Source organism: Pedobacter sp. SG908, assembly GCF_011759615.1.
In the GTDB taxonomy this organism is placed as follows: domain Bacteria; phylum Bacteroidota; class Bacteroidia; order Sphingobacteriales; family Sphingobacteriaceae; genus Pedobacter; species Pedobacter riviphilus.
This window is the reverse complement of the sequence record NZ_JAAOYY010000001.1, coordinates 526,893-546,343: the sequence shown is the minus strand read 5'-3', so window position 1 is coordinate 546,343 and position 19,451 is coordinate 526,893. Positions and strand designations below refer to the sequence as shown.

At 41.1% G+C, this 19,451-nt stretch carries 12 protein-coding genes; all 12 read right to left on the bottom strand.

Annotated features, from left to right (window positions below; all coding sequences use genetic code 11):
* Positions 1-105: 105 nt before the first annotated feature.
* Positions 106-1,293 (bottom strand): FtsW/RodA/SpoVE family cell cycle protein, encoded by a 1,188-nt coding sequence (locus FHT21_RS02070; RefSeq protein ID WP_208398854.1) that lies wholly within the window; start codon positions 1,291-1,293, stop codon positions 106-108.
* 15 nt (positions 1,294-1,308) lie between these two features.
* Positions 1,309-2,697 carry a UDP-N-acetylmuramoyl-L-alanine--D-glutamate ligase gene (murD, locus tag FHT21_RS02065; protein WP_243853836.1) on the bottom strand — a complete coding sequence of 463 codons (1,389 nt, stop codon included), beginning with the start codon at positions 2,695-2,697 and terminating at the stop codon, positions 1,309-1,311.
* Between the two features lie 155 nt (positions 2,698-2,852).
* Positions 2,853-4,100 (bottom strand): phospho-N-acetylmuramoyl-pentapeptide-transferase, encoded by a 1,248-nt coding sequence (gene mraY, locus FHT21_RS02060; RefSeq protein WP_167293136.1) that lies wholly within the window; start codon positions 4,098-4,100, stop codon positions 2,853-2,855.
* Entirely contained in the window at positions 4,100-5,557 is a 1,458-nt protein-coding gene (locus tag FHT21_RS02055; protein ID WP_167293135.1) for a UDP-N-acetylmuramoyl-L-alanyl-D-glutamate--2,6-diaminopimelate ligase, read from the bottom strand. Before FHT21_RS02055 ends, mraY begins: the two co-directional genes overlap by 1 nt.
* A 75-nt stretch (positions 5,558-5,632) precedes the next feature.
* A complete protein-coding gene (locus FHT21_RS02050) occupies positions 5,633-7,735 on the bottom strand; it encodes a penicillin-binding protein (protein WP_167293134.1) in 2,103 nt (700 codons plus the stop codon).
* Positions 7,725-8,147 (bottom strand): FtsL-like putative cell division protein, encoded by a 423-nt coding sequence (locus tag FHT21_RS02045; RefSeq protein WP_090499216.1) that lies wholly within the window; start codon positions 8,145-8,147, stop codon positions 7,725-7,727. Before FHT21_RS02045 ends, FHT21_RS02050 begins: the two co-directional genes overlap by 11 nt.
* Entirely contained in the window at positions 8,144-9,049 is a 906-nt protein-coding gene (rsmH, locus tag FHT21_RS02040) for a 16S rRNA (cytosine(1402)-N(4))-methyltransferase RsmH (protein ID WP_167293133.1), read from the bottom strand. Before rsmH ends, FHT21_RS02045 begins: the two co-directional genes overlap by 4 nt.
* Positions 9,039-9,506: a division/cell wall cluster transcriptional repressor MraZ gene (gene mraZ, locus FHT21_RS02035; RefSeq protein ID WP_167293132.1), complete on the bottom strand. Its 468-nt coding sequence runs from the start codon at positions 9,504-9,506 to the stop codon at positions 9,039-9,041. The genes rsmH and mraZ overlap by 11 nt, the downstream gene beginning before the upstream one ends.
* A gap of 700 nt (positions 9,507-10,206) precedes the next feature.
* Positions 10,207-12,216, bottom strand: a complete 2,010-nt coding sequence (locus tag FHT21_RS02030) for an FAD-dependent oxidoreductase (RefSeq protein WP_208398853.1) — start codon at positions 12,214-12,216, stop codon at positions 10,207-10,209.
* An 11-nt stretch (positions 12,217-12,227) separates the two neighbouring features.
* Positions 12,228-14,264 (bottom strand): hypothetical protein, encoded by a 2,037-nt coding sequence (locus tag FHT21_RS02025; protein WP_167293130.1) that lies wholly within the window; start codon positions 14,262-14,264, stop codon positions 12,228-12,230.
* A complete protein-coding gene (locus FHT21_RS02020; RefSeq protein ID WP_243853835.1) occupies positions 14,264-15,868 on the bottom strand; it encodes a RagB/SusD family nutrient uptake outer membrane protein in 1,605 nt (534 codons plus the stop codon). The genes FHT21_RS02025 and FHT21_RS02020 overlap by 1 nt, the downstream gene beginning before the upstream one ends.
* Positions 15,869-15,875: 7 nt before the next feature.
* A complete protein-coding gene (locus FHT21_RS02015; RefSeq protein ID WP_167293129.1) occupies positions 15,876-19,259 on the bottom strand; it encodes a TonB-dependent receptor in 3,384 nt (1,127 codons plus the stop codon).
* Positions 19,260-19,451 lie beyond the last annotated feature (192 nt).

Below are 19,451 nucleotides of genomic sequence, written 5' to 3'. Positions count from 1 at the left end.
AATTTAATTTCAACTTTAAAACTTTGGGATGTTTTATTCAATTTCTAATTCACTCAAATCATTAATCATTGCATAAATTCAATTATTCACTAATTCAATCATTAATTACGCTATCGCCGGAATCTCTCCAACAATTATTTTATTATTTACTTTTTCTTCTTTCGGCGTCAATTTGGCATTTTCTTCTACATCGCGGCTCACACTGAGTATAATGCCGAAAGCCACACTTGTGAAGATCATTGATGTACCGCCCATGCTTACCAACGGAAGCGGAACCCCAGTTACCGGACCCAGCCCTACAGCTACAGCCATATTCGCAAAGGCCTGAATGGTCAGACTAAAACTTAGTCCGGCTGCCAGGAGCGCACCGAAGGCCTTGGGTGCCCGGGTTACGATCTTGATACATCGATATAAAAGCACCAGGTATAGTATCATGATTACAATTCCTCCCACGGTTCCCCATTCTTCAATAATAATGGCGAAAATAAAATCGGAATACGGGTGTGGTAGGAAATTGCGTTGTGTACTATTACCTGGTCCTTTACCAAAAACACCACCAGTAGCCAAGGCAATTTTTGCCTGATCTGCCTGGAAAGTTTTATCTGAATGCTGCATTTCGGGATGCATGAACGTATTGATTCGCGACATGTAGGTTTTTCTTCTTGGGCCCAAAAAGAAAACGAACAACAGGAGCACAAAACCGCCTGCACACACAATTGCGATCTGTTTAATACTGATCCTACCGATAATTAACAGCAATATACTTACACCAAACAGCATTAACGCTGTAGATAGATTGGCCAGTGCGATTAAAACAAACACCACACAAACCGAACCCATAATTGGTATAAATGACTCTTTAACGTTTTTAATATTTTCTTGCTTTTTAGTCAACATCCGGGCCAAAAAGGTAATCAAGGCCAGCTTGGCCAGATCGGAAGTTTGAAAGGTTAATCCGATTACTGGTATTTTAACCCACCTCGAAGCATCGTTTAAGTTGGTTCCAAATATCAAGGTATAAAAAAGCAAAGGAATGGTCACAATCATCAGCACTTTAGAAATACCGGCATAATAGCGGTAATCGAGGAGGTGGGCAATATAGATCATCCCGATACCCATCAACACAAAAATTAAGTGTTTGGTAAGCAAAAGCTTTTCTACGGTTTCTCCTTTTTTATACGCCAGGGTACCTGTTGCACTGTATACTGCCATTACAGATATAAGCGAAAGCAGGATGATGATCAACCAGATCCATCTATCGCCTTTTGTTTTATTAAGTAGTGCCTGCAACATATATTGAGCCTCCTATTATAATTCTCTAACAGCCGCTTTAAACTGGTTTCCGCGGTCTTCATAATTTTTAAACAAATCGAAACTTGCACATGCTGGTGAGAGCAAAACGGTATCGCCACGTTTAGCCAGGTGGAAAGCAATCTGCGCAGCTTCTTCAGCCGAAAAAGTATTTACAATTACTTCTACATCATCCTCAAAAGCATCGTGGATACGTTTATTGTCTTTACCTAAGCAAACAATGGCCTTTACCTTACTTTTAACCAAATCCTTAAGCATGTTATAATCGTTACCCTTATCAACACCACCCATAATCAGCACGACATCGCTGGTCATACTTTCTAAAGCATACCAGGTAGAGTTCACATTGGTGGCTTTACTATCGTTGATAAAATCGATCCCCGAAATTTTGGCCACATGCTCTAACCTGTGCTCAATATTCTTGAAATTACCCATGCTCTCGCGAATGGATTCATTCCTTAACTCTAAAACTTTAGACACAATGCCTGAGGCCATAGAATTATAAATGTTGTGCTTGCCCTGTAAGGCTAAATCTGAAATAGACATGGTTAGTTGGTTATTAGGTTCTGTAAGGATATGTATAGTAGTTTCTTCTAAATAAGCACCCAGTTCAACTTTTTTAGTAATTGAAAATGGAAAGGCTTTTGCGATAGGCTTAATCAACGCGATGGCTTTTAGGCTCTCTTCATCGTCTGCACAATAAATGAAAACATCTTCTGCAGTTTGATTTTGAACTATACGCATTTTAGATGCGGCATAATTCTCTAGTTTATAGTCGTAACGATCTAAATGATCTGGCGTGATGTTCAGCAAAACTGCGATATCGGCTTTAAATTTGAACATATCATCGAGCATAAAACTCGAGATTTCCAGCACATAATATTCGTGATCTTCTGTAGCCACCTGGGCTGCAAAACTTTGCCCGATGTTACCTGCCAGACCTACGTTTAACCCGGCATTTTTTAAGATATGATAGGTTAATAAACTGGTAGTAGATTTACCATTGGAACCTGTAATGCAAATGGTTTTTGCCTGGGTATATCTTTTGGCAAACTCAATTTCGGAAACCACTGAAATCCCTCTGGCTACCAATTTTTTAATGATTGGAGCTGTAGGCGGAATACCTGGGCTCTTAATTACTTCAGTTGCATTCAGAATCAATTCTTCAGTATGCTTTTCAGATTCGAACGGTACACCAAGTTTTTCTAATGCAGCTTTATATTTATCGGTAATTACACCGTAATCGGAAACAAAAACCTCGAAACCTTTTGCCTGAGCCAATTTTGCAGCACCAACCCCGCTTTCTCCGGCACCAAGAATAACCACACGGCTCTGCCCGGTCATCGCTGACTTCGTATTGCTTGATGTGATATTATTCGTGCTCATTGTTTTATTTTTTTAGTATCTGGTAAATGGTATCAAGACAAGAATACCATCACACTTTTATTTTTTATTTACCACTAAGGGCATTTTAATTTTATTTCGTATTGTAATTTTAGCTTTAGTCTTTCTGTATTTAAGCCGCTAAACCTTTTAACCCACTACCTTAACTTCAATGTTACGATGGTCATAATTGCCAGCATAATTCCGATAATCCAGAAGCGGGTTACAATTTTGGCTTCGTGATATCCTTTTTTCTGGTAGTGGTGATGCAAAGGCGACATCAGGAAAATCCTGCGTCCTTCACCAAATTTCTTCTTTGTATATTTAAAATAAGATACCTGCATAATTACCGACACCAGTTCTACGAGGAATATCCCACATAGAATCGGAATCAACAGCTCCTTGCGAATCATGATGGCAAATGAGGCAATGATCCCCCCAATGGCCAAACTTCCGGTATCGCCCATAAAAATCTGCGCCGGGTAAGAGTTGTACCAAAGGAAACCAACACAGGAACCCACAAATGCACCTGCAAAAATCATCAGCTCTGCAGAGTTTGGTATGTACATAATGTTAAGGTAATCGGCCATAATGGTGTTACCCGATACATAAGCCAAAATACCGAGCGTAATCCCGATTACTGCCGAAGTTCCCGTAGCTAAACCATCAATCCCATCGGTAATGTTTGCCCCGTTCGACACCGCAGTAATGATAAATACCGTTACAATCAGGAAGATGAAAAATCCATATTTCTGATAATCGCCACCCAGAAACTTCAATACCTTGGCATAATCGAACTCATTGTTCTTATAAAAAGGCATGTTCGACTTGGTTGATTTTACATCTTGTGTATAGTAAAAGGTTTCGCCCTTTTGGCGCAACACCATTGGCACAGAAGAAGTGCTTTTTACATCGTCCTGCACAGTTTCCCTCACTACAATATTTGGATGAAAGTACATGGTGCAGCCAACAATTAAGCCTAAGCCAACCTGGCCAACTACCTTAAAACGGCCTGCCAAACCTTCTTTGTTTTTTTTGAAAACTTTGATATAATCATCCAAGAAACCTACAGCACCCATCCAGATCGTGGTAATGATCATTAGGATGACATAAATATTGGAAATATTGGCAAATAATAAAGTTGGGATAAGAATACCGAGCAAAATGATGATACCACCCATTGTAGGTGTACCCTGTTTCTGCATCTGGCCTTCCAAACCTAAATTCCTTACCGTTTCGCCCACCTGTTTTTTATGCAAAAAATCAATCAGCCTACGGCCATATACCGTAGTAATAATCAGCGATAAAATAATAGAAATCGAAGCACGGAAAGTGATGTACTGAAACAACCTTAACCCAGGTATATCATAATGCTTATGCAGGTATTCGAATAATAAATATAACATTAGCTGATTGGTTTTAATTGTTCAAGTAAAATTTCTTTATCATCAAAATGGTTCCTTACACCATTAATTTCCTGGTATTTTTCGTGTCCTTTACCCGCAACAAGAATAATATCTCCCGGTTGTGCCAAATGACAGGCTGTTTTTATAGCTTCTCTTCTATCTAAAATTGATAAGGTTTTACGCTTATTTGTTGGCGAAACCCCAGCTTCCATATCGTTAATTATTGCCTGAGCATCTTCTGTACGTGGATTATCTGAAGTGAGGATCACTTTATCACTCCAATCGCAGGCCACCTGTGCCATAATTGGTCGTTTAGTTTTGTCACGATCTCCCCCGCATCCGATTACCGTAATTACCTGTTCGGTTCCTTTGCGGATATTAGCAATGGTACTCAACACATTCTGAACGGCATCTGGCGTATGCGCGTAATCTACAATACCAATAATCTTATCAGCAGAAGTGATATAATCAAATCTTCCTTCAGCACCTGATAAACGGCTCAACAAAGTCAGCACCTTTAATTTATCCTGCTCCAGTAAAATTGCGGTTCCGTAAACAGCCAGTAAGTTATACGCATTAAAAGAGCCTACAAGCTTGAAGTAAACATCTTCGTTATCGATATCTAAATGCAAGCCACTGAATTGGTTTTCGATAATTTTTGCTTTAAAATCGGCCAGTTGCTTAAGGGCATAGGTCTTTTTATGCGCTTTGGTATTCTGTAGCATCACCGCACCGTTTTTATCGTCGATATTGGTCAGCGCAAATGCCGATTTAGGCAGCATATCAAAAAATGCTTTTTTGGCTTTCAGGTAAGCATCAAAAGTTTTATGAAAATCTAAATGATCATGTGTTAAATTCGAAAATACTCCGCCAGAGAAAGTCAATCCTTCGATCCGGTGTTGTGATACCGCATGCGAACTCACTTCCATAAAACAATAATCGCAACCTGCACTTACCATATCCCTTAAAAGCTGGTTCAAGACAATTGGATTCGGTGTAGTATGTGTTGCTGCTACTACAGTATCGTTGATATAGTTCTCTACTGTTGATAAAAGCCCGGTTTTATAACCTAAATCTTTAAATAATTTAAAAAGAATGGTGGCAATGGTGGTTTTTCCGTTTGTTCCTGTAATACCGATCAGTTTTAAATCTGCTGATGGATTACCAAAATAATTACCGGCAATAATCCCTAAAGCAACCGATGTATTTTCTACTTTAATATAGGTAACCCTAAAATCATGGATTTCTGGTAAATTTTCACAGATAATTACACCCGCCCCTTGCTGAATAGTCTGCTCAATGAACTGGTGACCATCAGCAACAGTTCCCACTACCGCAAAAAAGATATCATCTTTACCTACCTTACGTGAATCGAAATTCAGTGCATTGATTTCCCTATCGGTTTTTCCAACCAATTCTTTAATCGTTACGCCATAAAGTAAATCCTGTAATTGCATTTTATTTTTTATTCTTTTTAGTATTAGGTATTTAGAATCAAGTATTAGAACCTTAAACCTTTTTACCTTCCACCTTTAATTCAACTCTATTTGTACACCCAGTCCCTTGCCCACTTTTGTTCCAGGAGCTATTGATTGGCTAATCACTTTTCCCGACCCGAAAACTTTGGTTTTTAAACCGGCATTTCCTAAAAGATACAATGCATCTTTCAGTCCCATTCCCGCCACATTTGGCATCACACCTTTACGCTCGTTATTTTCCTGAAAAACTGTTCCTGCACTGGTATCTATAATATTGTAATACTCAGATTTTGAAGCAAAAAGCGGTTTAAAACCAAATGCTTTATACACCTTCTGAGTCGCTTTACTTTGCCCTGCTTTAGTAGGTGGCGTTCCGGTATTCCCCACCAAACGGGTCGGCACATCGTTATACATCTGCATATCGCTGGCGTAAATACGATCGGCAATTTCCCTGAACACCGGACCCGAAACCGTAGCACCATAATAGGCCCCTTTTGGATCGTTGATTACCACAATCAAAGAATACTTCGGTTTATCAGCCGGAAAATACCCCACAAAAGAAGCCTGATATTGTTTATTGGCTTTATATCCCTTATTCGCATCCGCCACTTGGGCAGTACCTGTTTTACCCGCAATCAGATATAATGGATTGTAAACAACCTGCTTTCCACTGCCTTCAGTCACTACCCCTTCAAGCATTTTTTTGATTTTGCTAAGGGTAACATCCGAACAGATTTTATCATTGATCACCCTTGCCTTAAACTGTTCGATCGGATTACCCAATCTTCTGATCTCTTTTACAAAAATTGGCGCCACCATTTTTCCGTTATTAGCCACCGCATTGTACAGGGTAAGCATTTTTAATGGTGTTAACTGCATTTCATAACCGTAAGCCATTTGAGGAAGGGTCATGTTTTTGTTCCAGCTTTTGTTTGTTTTAGGATTTTTAACCACCGGCATTGCCTCGCCAGGGATCTGTAAGTCCATTTTTTGGTTCAGATGCCAATCATATAAGTGATCGGTAAATTTTATAGGATCGTTGCCATAATGCATGTTGATCAGCTTTGCAATTGCAGCATTGGAAGACGTTTCAAAGGCTTTTTTTGCAGTAACCGTTTCAATTTTCGGGTGTGAATCCGTAATCAGCTTTCCAGGGATCTGATAATACCCTGTCCCGATCATTGTATTGGTATCTATTAGCTTATCTTCCAACAAAGCCATATAAGAGGCTAGTTTGAAAGTCGATCCTGGATCCTGGTTACCCGCAATAGCATAATTAAACTTCTCTTTATACACTCCTTCTTCTACTTTAGAAAAATTGGCTACCGCGCGTATTTCTCCCGTGGCTACTTCCATCAATATCACGGTACCATGATCGGCCTGCGATTTAATCAGTTGTTTTTCTAAAGCACTTTGTGCCAGATCTTGCATATTCACATCAATGGTCGAAATAATGTCAGCGCCATCTTTTGGCGCTACCTCAGCTTCCTCATTTACCGGGATGTAAACACCTCCGGCGATGCGCTGCATCAATCTTTTTCCGGTTTCACCATTGATATATTCCTTATAAGCTCCTTCTAAACCTACACCATTTTTAACATTTTCGTTTTTGTAACCAATAGTACGGGCAGCTAAAGCCTGGAAAGGAAGAATGCGTTTATTCTGCTGAACTGCAATTAAACCACCACTAAACTTACCGATGTTATATAACGGGAAAGTTCTGATGGTTTTAAGATCAGCATACCCCACTTTGCGGTGAATCAATAGATAACGTGCGCTGTCCTGACGGCCCTTACGCAGATAACGGGCATATTCTTTTGCGGTTTTATCCTGAAAAAGCTGCGAAAGCTTATAACCAAGCGAATCTACCTTCTCGTTGAATACTTTGTCATCAGCTATACCGCCAGCAAACATATCCATGCGCAGTTCGTATTCCGGTATCGAAGTAGCCAACAAACTACCATCGTTAGAATAAATATTTCCACGGGTAGCTTCCACATTTACATAGCGTGTTGAAAGACTATCTGCCATAGCTTTCCACTTTTTTCCCTGTACAAACTGCACCTGACCGAGGCGTAAAAATACCGCGAAAGCAAAAAGCACAATTAAGCCAAATGCCAGATATACACGAAGCAAGATGTTTGCCCTAATATTCATCGCTTTTAACAATTATTTTTTTTGGTGGTTCAATCAGTTCTTTTATACCAAGGGTATCTACCTTTTTAGCAACCTCTGTCAATTTACTTTTGAACATCAGATCAGCCTTTAAAGACTTATACTCCCATCTTAATTCTTTTACTTCTTTATTTAATTTATCAATCCGGCGAACATTGTTTACCGCAAAGTGGCTATTGGCAATATAAATCATCCCCAAAAAGGCCAGAAAACACAAATAAGGCAAAGCATCAGTTGCCGCCTCTTTACTTACTAATCCATCATTAAAAAGCTTACTGATAAATGAATTACTATCCATTTTTTCTTCAGCAGTTTTTGGCCTTTTGGGCGCAGCTTTCAGCTCTGGTTCGGGCCCAACCTCTTCTTCTTCTATCTCTTCCCTAAACCTATTCATATCTTTTCTGCAATTCTTAGTTTCGCACTACGGGCTCTATTGTTCTGCGCAATCTCCTCATCAGTAGCCATTATCGCTTTCCGCGTAATTACATTAAACGGCTTTTGCTGGTTTCCGAAGAAATCTTTTTCTACCTCGCCCTGGAATTTACCTTTCGCCATAAAGTTTTTAACCGGCCTATCTTCTAAAGAATGATAAGACATGACCACTAAATGGCCACCCGGCTTCAATACATCAGCAGCCTGCATCAAAAAATCTTCAAGTACCTGGATTTCAGCATTCACCTCTATACGCAATGCCTGAAACACCTGCGCCAGATATTTATTCTCTTTTCCTTTCGGGATATAACTAGCAATAGCTGATTTTAAACTATCGATATCAGTGAAAGGCTTTTCCAAACGCGAAGTCACAATAGCACGCGCTAAAGATTTCGCATTTTTTACCTCTCCATAAATTCCAAATATTTTATGAAGCTTATCTTCGGTATAGGTATTTAATACTTCAGCAGCTGTTAAGTCGCGGTGCTGATCCATGCGCATATCCAGATCGGCATTATGACGGATTGAAAAACCACGTTGCGGCACATCAAACTGATGCGAAGAAACACCCAGATCAGCCAGAATACCATCTACTTGCCTAAATCCTTTTAAACGGAGGTTATTTTTTAAGAAACCAAAATTCTGATCAATAAACACGAAACGCTCATCAACAGGAACATTTGCCTGCGCATCAGGATCCTGATCGAAAGCAATCAATCTTCCTTTCGGACCAAGGTGCTTCAAAATCTCTTTTGAATGACCACCACCACCAAAGGTTACATCAACATAAACACCATCAGGTTTAATATTCAAACCATCGATGCAAGGTTGCAACATCACAGGCACATGATAATTATTCGCCATCAGCACCTCCTTTCTTTCCACCCATTACCTGTTCAGCCAGGTTTGCAAAATTCTCTGGCACATCATCAAAAATATCTTCGTAAGATTTTTTGTCCCAAACTTCGATACGATCTAACTGACAAGCCAACACAAGATCACTTCCGATACCTGCATAATCAACCAGCGATTTTGGCAAAAGCACACGACCGGCTGCATCAAGCGAAAGTTCAGTTGCACCACGGGTAAACGACCTGATAAATTCTCTGTTGTTTTTTTCGTAGATGTTCAGTTTGCTTAAATCGGTAACAATAGCATCCCAAACCTTCTTTGGATAGATCACCAGGTTTTTCTCAAAACCACGATTAATAATCAACCCTTCTTTCTCAGAATCAGGCAATTGTTTCTTAAGCGCAGCAGGCACCATAAGGCGGCCCTTTGCGTCAAGTTTACAATCGAATTCTCCTAAAAGTTGGGTCATAGTGGTATCTACACTTTATATCTAGTGTAAAAGTAAAGAGTTCTACCACTTTTTACCACTTTTTACCACAAAAAAGTTTTCCACATTGTTTTTGTTACAATTATGGCCCGGCAAGATACTTAGAATAAGTATACAGGCACAAGACAAAAAGCCTTAATAACTGGTAATAAGCCTTTTAAAATAAAATATTAAAAAGTGTCACACTCGCCCAATTTCTACCATATTTATTGGATTTTTTTCCAAAAGCACTCATTTATAGCTTTTAAAAAGTGGGAGAACCTCCCACTTTACCACCAAATTTTATCTCTCTTTAGAAAAAACATAACCACTAAGCTTTGTATAACCAACAACAGTTAAAGTTGTAGCTCAGGATGAGCATATCGGAACAAAAGATCAATTTAGGGAGACACATAAGGTAAAAACCTTTTTATATCATTTACAACTGGAACATTATAACCCAAAAGTAAAGTATGTGCTGAGGGCATGGGTTAAAGGAAGGGACAGCGAGGGGAATTTCGTTTACAACCTGGCCCCTTTTAATATATTGAATGTTGTTGAACCAAAATAACGTTTGATCTTTGAAGCACTTTTCGGTAGGTGCTACCGAAAAGTGCCGGGGATTCTTGATTGATAATTTAATTAGCAAAGGTATCTTTCTTGGCTATATCAGTAAATAGCTCTATTACCCTACTTAATCTATTTATTTTTTACCCGACAAAGGTTTAAATAATACGGCATCGGCAACTACAGTTCCATCGGCCTTAAGGTTGCTGATCCGTACATAAGGTTTGGTATTATTTTTAATATTGTATTTGCCCAAAGAAACCCATTCGCCCGATGTTTGACCGACCACTTTGATCTCCGATTTCAAAATGTTGTGGTTATGGCTCTTCTCTCCATCAAAAACCTCAATAGTGGTAATATTCGAACCTTTATCTGTTAGTGGATAATAGCTAAAAACCTCATATTGTCCGGCTTTTAAACCATCTGCATTAAAGGTGATGCTTGCCGGAGATTTATCCGATTTGTTGTAAAAAAGTGCATTTGGACCATAAATATGTCCGGGTTTTAAATCCCAGTCCCCCTCTATTTTAACCCTCGGCGAAAGGTTATCGATAATCAGATCGGGTGTACTTCCATCCAGCAGGGGATCGGTTGTCAGCTTTTCATTTATTTTTTTATAATCGAGCTGCTGTACGGTTATGCCCTGATCTATCGAGAAGCTGGCGGCAACTGCGGCAACCTGCGAAAGTACCATAAATACAGGTTCCATACGGATAGAACCATAGGCGATATGACTGGCCGATAAACATACCGGTACGATCAGGTTATCACACTCCTGCTCTTTGGGCACGATGGCTTTATAGCTGATCGGGTAAGGCGAAATGCCTGGAATTTCGACATTCCCTTCATTTTTAACCATGCCATCGACAACCAAACGTTCGGTGTTGTGAGAATCCATATTGTACGCCGCTAAAGCAATTCCATCAGTTACTATAGCCTTTCCGGTACAGTTGTGCTCGGTCATCACATAATCGCTTACCATTCTTCGCGCCTCTCTGATGTAGGCCTGATGAGACCAGTTTTTATTGTCCTTGTATTCATCTTTCGGATACCCCCATTGCAACATCTGGCTTCTAAGTGCCTGCGGCACCCTTAGGTCATGCCCGAAAAAATAAAACAGACCCTTAGTATATGAGGTCAGATCCTCAATGTATTTCGCTCTCGAAGCATAATCTCCGTCCGGATAACCATGATTGGTGCCTATCATATCCGTTGAAAACCCATTTCTGTTGTTGATATCGGTTTTGCGATTTGGCATTTCACTCCAGATAAAATAATCGTTGAGGCTTAATCTGTTTTTCTGTTTTTCCATCAACCTCAAAAGCAGCTCGTAGCGGGTACTATCGTATCCCTGTGGCCTGGTAATGGCGATACGGTTCTGAGGATCATCTGTTAAACAGACCCTGTAATTATAAGACTGCACTTTACTGTCGCCCGAACCGCGGGGCATCAAGCTGCCTTTATTGATCCCCCAGAGTAAACCACTGCTCGAATCGCCTTTAACCCGGTATGGATCGATATGATCGGGAAATTGGTGCCCTTCTAAGAGTTGAACACCATTGTAGGTTTCCTTATATTTAGCATTCGCCTCGCGCCCCACAGTATAGGTAACATCGGCTTTTGCCATCAGGTCTCCTTCATAACTGCAATCTATAAATACTTTAGCACTCACGGTTTTATTTTTCGATTGGCCTTCAGATGGTTCGATGGTAATGGTCTTAATAGATTTTCCTACTTTTCCTACTTTAGAAAGTCTGTATCCGTAAACCACATCTACCTTGGCACGGTTGATATAGCTTTTAAAGATATCTTCGGCCACATGGGGTTCAAATACCCACTGTTCGAGTTTGCCATAATGGGTACCTATCCTGCGGTAAAAATCTTTCGAAAGACCCGTTACCACATATTTGTTTCCGATATCGGTAAAACCGAGTCCGCCCGACGAGAGGCCGCCAAGATTTTTACCAGGCTCGATCAGCAGGACGGTTTTGCCCATTTTCTTGGCACTATAGGCCGCAATTACCCCTGCAGAGTTTCCGCCATAAATACACACATCAACCTGATAGGTGTCTGCGGCTTGAGCAATGGCAGAATGGATATTTAATAACAGGTAAATAGAAACGACCATAAGCCGTTTAAGCATCATATTTTTCATAGTTAAGGTGTTAAGGTAAATTTTAAGGCATCGGCGCGTAAAGGGCGATCGTGTGCTGGTAATGTATCAGTTAGTTCAACATAATTATTGGTTCCCCTCGGTAACTGGTAGCTGCCCAGGTTAACCCATTTTCCCTGATCTTTAAATTGATCAACAATTACCGCAGCCACTTCTGTTCCACCGGCGAAAATGGTGTATTTCGCTTTTGTGGTAGAATAGGCATTTAGTGCTGCATTGGCGGGAATATAAACCGAAATGTTATACTGCCCGGCCTTGGTAATGGCTGCCTTCCAGGTGGCTTTGCTCTGCACAGCAGGTTTGGCCACTACCCTGGTTCTTTTTCCATCGTGGCCTACAATTTCGGCAATGGCAGAAATCCATTTGGCAGCCGCAACACTGTCTTGGGTTACCTCGGTGTATCCACCAAAATAAAACCCGTATTTTAAACTAAAAGGTACGGTTGCAGGCAAGATTTTTTCCTGGGCAAAAGGCGCTTTTAACACCCCTTTAATATACACCGTGTTTGCATCAAGGGTGATGGAAACGGTATCGTTTACTGCATTGTAGACGGTACTATTGCCCATAATGTCTACAACTTCGAGCAATGCTGCATCGGTAAAAAGCCGCACGCCCGTACCCGAAAGTGAATACATTACCCTTATTTCTTCACTGCCCTTTGTAAATTTATAAGCATTGATCAGGCCTGGCGAGATCTGTTCTTCCGCAACAAAGGTTGCGCCCGATAACTGACGGGTTAAAGCGGCATAAGTAGCAAAACCTGGTTTTGGCGTATAGGCACCTAAAGTATCATCTGGATGCCTGATCAGTCCGAATGCCCCTTCAGAATCGTTTACTGTTGATTTATTCTGCAGATTATAAATACCGATTTTTTGCACCCCATTTGCCAGAGCGGTTACAATCCTTCTTGGCAGATTATTGGCCTGTTCCTTTTCGGTGAAGGTAAAAGTGGTAAAACCCGTTTCCGAAAGGTTAATCGGGATAAGGTTATTGTTGTTATGTGCTTTTATTACGTTTTTATGCTTGTTAATATCGGTCACAATAGCTTCCGAAACAGGTATATAGGAATGGAAAGCATACTCGTTCATCGAGCTGAGTGCTCCCTTCTGCAAAATCTTGTTTAAAAAACTTTCTGTAGCCAGATCGCTGACCACCATGCCAACAATTTTTACATTTGGAAAAGTCGGGTGAACCTCGTCATAAGAAGCTTTTAAGAGGTTATAATAAAAGGTCGTTTTTTGATCTTCCGTAGTTAATCCCTGCGAAAACGTAGCGATATCGGGTTCATTCCAGACTTCTACATTTTCAATGCTGGGGTATTTCGTTAGCAACTGTTTTACGTAATTGGCAAATGCCAGCTTACCCTCTGCACTTACAGGTGCCTTGCCGTTATCGTAAAGAGGATTGTATAGGGCACAGACCAGATAAGGTTTAAGGTTGTTTGCGGCAAGCTGGGCGATAAAATTGTCTTCCTTGGTCCCAAAGGTATATACCTGTTTCTGTTTTTCTACCGCATCCCAGCGTATGGCATCACGTACGTATTTTACGCCCATTTTCTTTGCAATCGGGATGAGGGTATCGGTTGATTGCCAGGCATGTGTTTGCCCGATAAAAGCAGATTGACTAACCGTACTCAGGTCAAAATTGGAAACAATGGCAAAAGAGGTTTCTTTTGAACCGGTAACTGCGCTATTCTGCTTAGACTTAATTAAAAGTTTAAACCAGCCAAGTTTACCGGGTTCAATATTCAACAGGGCTGTATCTCCGGCTACTGCCTTTTTGCCCGAAAGTTTTTTTTGGTCCCAAAAATCATAACAATCCCATTCAACAGAATCGGCAGTTACATGGATCACAAATTCTTTTTGATCGTTTTGATAAAAAATATTACCGGCTACCTTTTGTTCAATTGTAATAGAAGCTTGTTGTGCAAAAAGCGGGATAGGGACTAATAAACAGCCCATCAGAAATACGGCGATAGAAAGAACCATCCTTCTATCCCTAGTGTAATTTATCTTCATCATTAATACCCAGGGTTCTGTGTTAAAAGTTTATTTAAAGAAAGGTCATAACTTGGGATCGGCAGCAGCAGATTCCTCTCTGTGATTACCCTCGAAGCTGTAGTGATGGTGGTATTATTTCCTCCGTTGGCAATAGCGTAGGCCAAAAAAGTTTTCATATCGCCAATAAAATTACCCCAGCGGATCAGATCAGGTCTTCTTAATGCCTCAAAACAGAGTTCTTTCGAGCGCTCCAGTTTAATGGCATCCAAAAACTGTGTTTTATTAAGCCCTGGAGTAAGCGCAGCATTTACTGTAGGCGAGGGAGGAACAGGTAACAACAGGCCATAAGCTCTTCTTCTCACCTGATTAACTGCATCATAAGCAAGAGCTGTTGGTCCGTTTACTTCATTTTCTGCCTCAGCTAGCATCAACAGCACATCACTGTACCTGAGCATCGGAAAATTCTGAGGGGTATAGTTCGAGTTTTTTGGTATAACCTCCTCGTATTCCCTTCTCCATTTCCCGGCACACATTAGCCAGGTACTGGTAACAGCAGTTTTTTTGGCTACAGTTGCCGTTCCCCAGGTATAATTTGCACAGTTCCAGTCCCTACGCAGGTCAAATGATGCTTTATTAGGCGTAGTGGTACTGGCAGGATTGATCTGGTAGAGGTCGAACAGTTTTCTGGTAGCCACAATACTGCCCGTGCTATAACCCACCGAGACATCGTTACAGCGGATACCGCAGAAGCGGCCCGCATAGGTCCCTCCTTTGTTTGCAAAACCGTTATTATCACGGAAAAATTCCAGCTCCCAGATACTTTCCTTTACGTCGTACTTATTAGTGGCATAGTTTAAAAATATCTGGCTGTAATCTGGATTGAGGGCATGTTCTTTGGAGTCGACCACCTTTTTTGCCCAATACAGTGCTTCCTGGTATTTATCAGTCTGGTTTAGCGGAAAACCAGCCATATATAAACATACTCTTGCCAATATTCCTTCTACAGCTGTTTTGGTTACTTTGCCACCATAACCCAAAGAGGTGGCCGTTTGGGTCTGAAGAAGTGATTCTGCAGTGGTCATGTCTTTAACAATCTGATCATATACATCCTTCGCTGGTGTTCTGGCCAGATCTACATCTTTTACTGATGAAGTTGGATTGAGTTTTAGTGGTACATCGCCATAGTTACTCACCAGCAGAAAATAAAAATAAGCTCTTAAAAACAGTGCCTCACCTTTGATTATGCCCCTTTTGGTTTCATCCATTGTAGGTTTATTGATATTGGCCAATAACATATTGGCACGTTCGATGCCGATGTAACTGCTGTTCCACAACAGGTTTACCTTAGCATCAGTGGGCACATATTGGTAGGAAGTTACCAGATCGACAGTAAACCCGTAGGATTCATCTGTATTGGTATTGAACATATAAAGGTAGTTATTACCATAACAATCGACATCTATCAGCTGAGAATAAACGCCGTTGAGGGCGATCTGCAGATCTGCTGCAGTGGCATAAAAAGATTCAGGGGTAATAAAATCAGTTGGTTTGGTATCGAGTATTTTTTGGCAAGAACTGCTTACCAATAATACCATGGCCAGTATAAAAAATATCTTCTTCATCATCTATAAATTAAAAAACGAGGTTTAATCCAAAAGTTAATGTTCTTGGGCGTGGGTAGGCAGAATAATCAAAACCTGGGGTTAGGGCCGAATTGCGGATAGAAACTTCCGGATCGGGACCAGAATAGTTTGTCCAGGTGATGAGATTCTGTGCCGAAGCAAATACACGGAGCGATTTTATTTTTAAGCGTTTGGCAAACTGCTCACTCAAGTTATAGCCCAGGGTTACCGTTTTAAGCCTTAAGTAAGAACCATCTTCGATAATCCTGCTCGAATAGGCAAAAGGCCCCTGCCCTCCCGTTCTAAAAAGGGTATTTGAGGGATTATCAGGCTGCCAACGGTCGCTCCAGACCGCAAACTGGTTTAACGTGAGGGTATTTTTTCCGTTACCCTCAAATACCAAACGGTTGGCGTTGATCAGATCGTTACCATAAGACCATTGAAAAAAAACATTCAGATCGAAACCTTTGTACCTAAAATCGTTCACAAAACCGCCAGTATGAACAGGAATGCCCCTACCAATGGTTGTAATATCATCAGCATTCACCACCAGATCTCCGTTCAGATCTTTGTATTTGATATCGCCAGGTTTGATGTTTGCCCTTGCTGTTCCATTGGTCTGCACGGTACTCTTCAGTACATAGGTGCCTGCCGCTGGCTGATCAAAATCACTGTATTGATAAACACCATCCCACTCATAGCCCCTCATCTGGGCAATGGGCTGGCCTACCTGTGCAGTATAGGCAAACAGCGAGTTGTAAGAAAAATCAAAAAACACCGGACTCAGGATCTCTTTTTGGTTCTCGGCCAATTCCAGCACTTTGTTCCTGTTGAAGCTAATATTGAAACCTGTTTTCCAGGTAAAATCTTTGGTGTGTATATTTACTGTATTGAGGGAGAGTTCCAGTCCTTCATTTTGCACCTTTCCAACATTTTTATAGGCTGAACCGATGCCCAGCGTATAGGGAAGATTGGCCAGCAATAAAAGGTCCCTTGTGGTTTTTCTGTAGGCATCAACGGTAAAGTTTATCCGATTATTGAACAGGCTTAGATCGTAACCGATATTGGTTTGGGCGGTGGTTTCCCATTTCAGATCGGGGTTACCCAAAGATGATAGCTGAGCACCTGTTGAGGCTGCACCGTTGTTGTAGGAATAAGCCGGGAGGGGCCCAAGAAGGATCTGCGAAAGGTAGCTAAAATCGCCTATCCTGTTATTCCCCGTTAAACCATAGCTTATCCTCAGTTTTGATTCAGAGATGAATCGGAGGTTTGACAGAAAGTCTTCTTTAGCCATGTTCCAGGCAAAAGAGCCAGATGGGAATGTTCCCCAACGGTGGCCTGTGGCAAACTTAGAAGATCCGTCTGCGCGGATAGATGCGGTTAACAGGTATCTTGATTTATAATCGTAATTAAGCCTGGCCAGAAATGAAGACAGGCCCCACCTCGAACGCTGAGATATTGAAGAGAGCAATGATGACTGATCGAGCCCATCTAGTCCGAGCGATTCGTTAGGTACCTGAGTTGCACTAAAGCCATAACGGGCGGAATTGAGTGCCTGCATGGTGTATCCTCCCATTACATTGAAATTATGCCCGCCTTTGAACGATTTCTTATAAGTTAACGTATTTTCGTTCAGCCATGAATTTGTCGGGACAGTATAAATAGAGCCGTTAACCCCAAAGGTATTGTAGATACTTCCCCTGCTGGTCTGGGAATTATAAAAGCCTTCCAGTTTTACATTATTGCGTGTAATACCGCCCGATATCCGCAGGCTAAGGCCGGGCAATATGGTATAATCTAAAAAAGCATTCGCAATCAGGTTATCGGTAATCGTATTCTGTATCTGGTTTTGTGTAGAAATTACTGGGTTTACCCGGTAATCGCCAAAAAGATTTCCTGAGAGTGCCGGATCTATAAGCTCATCCAGCAGACCTGAATCATTATCACCGCCAGTAACCGGGCGATATCCCCAAACGGCATAAAAAAGGTTGTTGCTATATGAAGTATTTGATCCAGGTTCTGATGGGCTTACCCCCGAAGAGCGGCTATTGCTATAATTGATATTTACACTTGCTTTAAGATTTTTATTAATGGTCTGATCCAGGTTCATTCGCCCCTGGTAACGGGTAAAGCCAGAGTTGATTACAATTCCCTTCTGATCGAATATATTTCCGGAAACGGCATATCTGGTTTTATCATTCCCGCCTCTGAGTGAAAGGGAGTAGTTCTGCATCGGAGCGGTCTGATAGATATAATCCTGCAAATCAATCCCCTGAACATCCCGATAAGATTCTAAAGTTTTCCCGCCACTTAGATAGGTTGTTGGTGCTATCGTGGGATTGAGCTCCAACTGGTATTTCACAAATTCATAAGGGCTTAAAAGCTCCATTTTTTTTGCAACATTCTGCACCCCATAATAAGAATTAAAAGTAATTATAGGCAGGCCGATCTTTCCTTTTTTTGTGGTGATAATGATTACCCCATTTGCACCCCTTGCGCCGTATATAGCGGTTGAGGAGGCATCTTTAAGCACATTGATGGATTCGATATCGGCAGGATTGATGGAGTTGTTCATCCCGTCTTCCATCGGAAAGCCATCCACTACGTATAACGGAGAGTTATCCTGAGTGATAGATCCATAACCCCTGATTACAATATTGTTAACCGATCCTGGCTGTCCATCGTTTCCCGAAACGCTAACACCAGCAACTCTTCCGGCAAGGGCCTCATCGAAAGATTTAACCGATGCTTTATTGAAATCGCCCATACTCACTTCGGCTACCGATCCGGTAAGATCTGTTCTTTTTACTGCTCCGTATCCAACAATAACCACGTCGTCCAGTCCCGTGTTCTGGGCCTTTAACGTAACGTTTATTACCGTTTTTGATTCTACAGGAACCTGTTGAGTTTCCATTCCGATCATGGAAAAAATCAGCACGGCACTTGGTCCTACAACGGCAATTTTGTAATTGCCATCTTTATCGCTAAGCGCTATTGTTTGCGAGGCTTTTACCCTCACCGTTGCCCCATACAAGGGCTGGTTATCTTCGCCTTTGATTTTGCCCGTTATCGAAATTAACCTGGCAGCTACGGAGGGCAGGATTTTTGGCGTGATTAAAATTGTCTTTTTATCTATCTTATAGCTAAATGGCTGATTAAAAAAACACTTATCCAAAGCTTCTGTTAGGCTGGCATCTTTTATGCGGACATTAATTTCCCTGGCATTTGCAAGCAGGTCTACATCATAAAAAATACTGTACCCACTTTGACGGCGGATATCCTCGAGGGTTTCTTTTATAGAAGCATTTTTTTTATCCAGGCTTATCTTTTGTGCAAGGCTAGCCGCACTAACCTGCATAAAAGAGAGCAGACATAAAAAATAAGATAATCTCATAATCAGCAATATTTTAGAATGAATATAGGAATGCCTCCCGCATCTAATTGCAGTAGAATTTTTATACATTTGGTTGTTAGGTTTTTGAATATTTGGTTAATAGAAAGTGATCATATCGGAATACTTAACTACAGTCTTATCGGCTGTATAGCCGGGAGTGGTGGTACACTTCCGGCTTCGTTATTCCTTTAA

Coding starts and splice junctions, on each gene's coding strand:
- FHT21_RS02070 (WP_208398854.1), bottom strand. CDS start 1,293: ATGTTGCAGGCACTACTTAATAAAACAAAAGGCGATAGATGGATCTGG.
- murD (WP_243853836.1), bottom strand. CDS start 2,697: ATGAGCACGAATAATATCACATCAAGCAATACGAAGTCAGCGATGACC.
- mraY (WP_167293136.1), bottom strand. CDS start 4,100: ATGTTATATTTATTATTCGAATACCTGCATAAGCATTATGATATACCT.
- FHT21_RS02055 (WP_167293135.1), bottom strand. CDS start 5,557: ATGCAATTACAGGATTTACTTTATGGCGTAACGATTAAAGAATTGGTT.
- FHT21_RS02050 (WP_167293134.1), bottom strand. CDS start 7,735: ATGAATATTAGGGCAAACATCTTGCTTCGTGTATATCTGGCATTTGGC.
- FHT21_RS02045 (WP_090499216.1), bottom strand. CDS start 8,147: ATGAATAGGTTTAGGGAAGAGATAGAAGAAGAAGAGGTTGGGCCCGAA.
- rsmH (WP_167293133.1), bottom strand. CDS start 9,049: ATGGCGAATAATTATCATGTGCCTGTGATGTTGCAACCTTGCATCGAT.
- mraZ (WP_167293132.1), bottom strand. CDS start 9,506: ATGACCCAACTTTTAGGAGAATTCGATTGTAAACTTGACGCAAAGGGC.
- FHT21_RS02030 (WP_208398853.1), bottom strand. CDS start 12,216: ATGATGCTTAAACGGCTTATGGTCGTTTCTATTTACCTGTTATTAAAT.
- FHT21_RS02025 (WP_167293130.1), bottom strand. CDS start 14,264: ATGATGAAGATAAATTACACTAGGGATAGAAGGATGGTTCTTTCTATC.
- FHT21_RS02020 (WP_243853835.1), bottom strand. CDS start 15,868: ATGATGAAGAAGATATTTTTTATACTGGCCATGGTATTATTGGTAAGC.
- FHT21_RS02015 (WP_167293129.1), bottom strand. CDS start 19,259: ATGAGATTATCTTATTTTTTATGTCTGCTCTCTTTTATGCAGGTTAGT.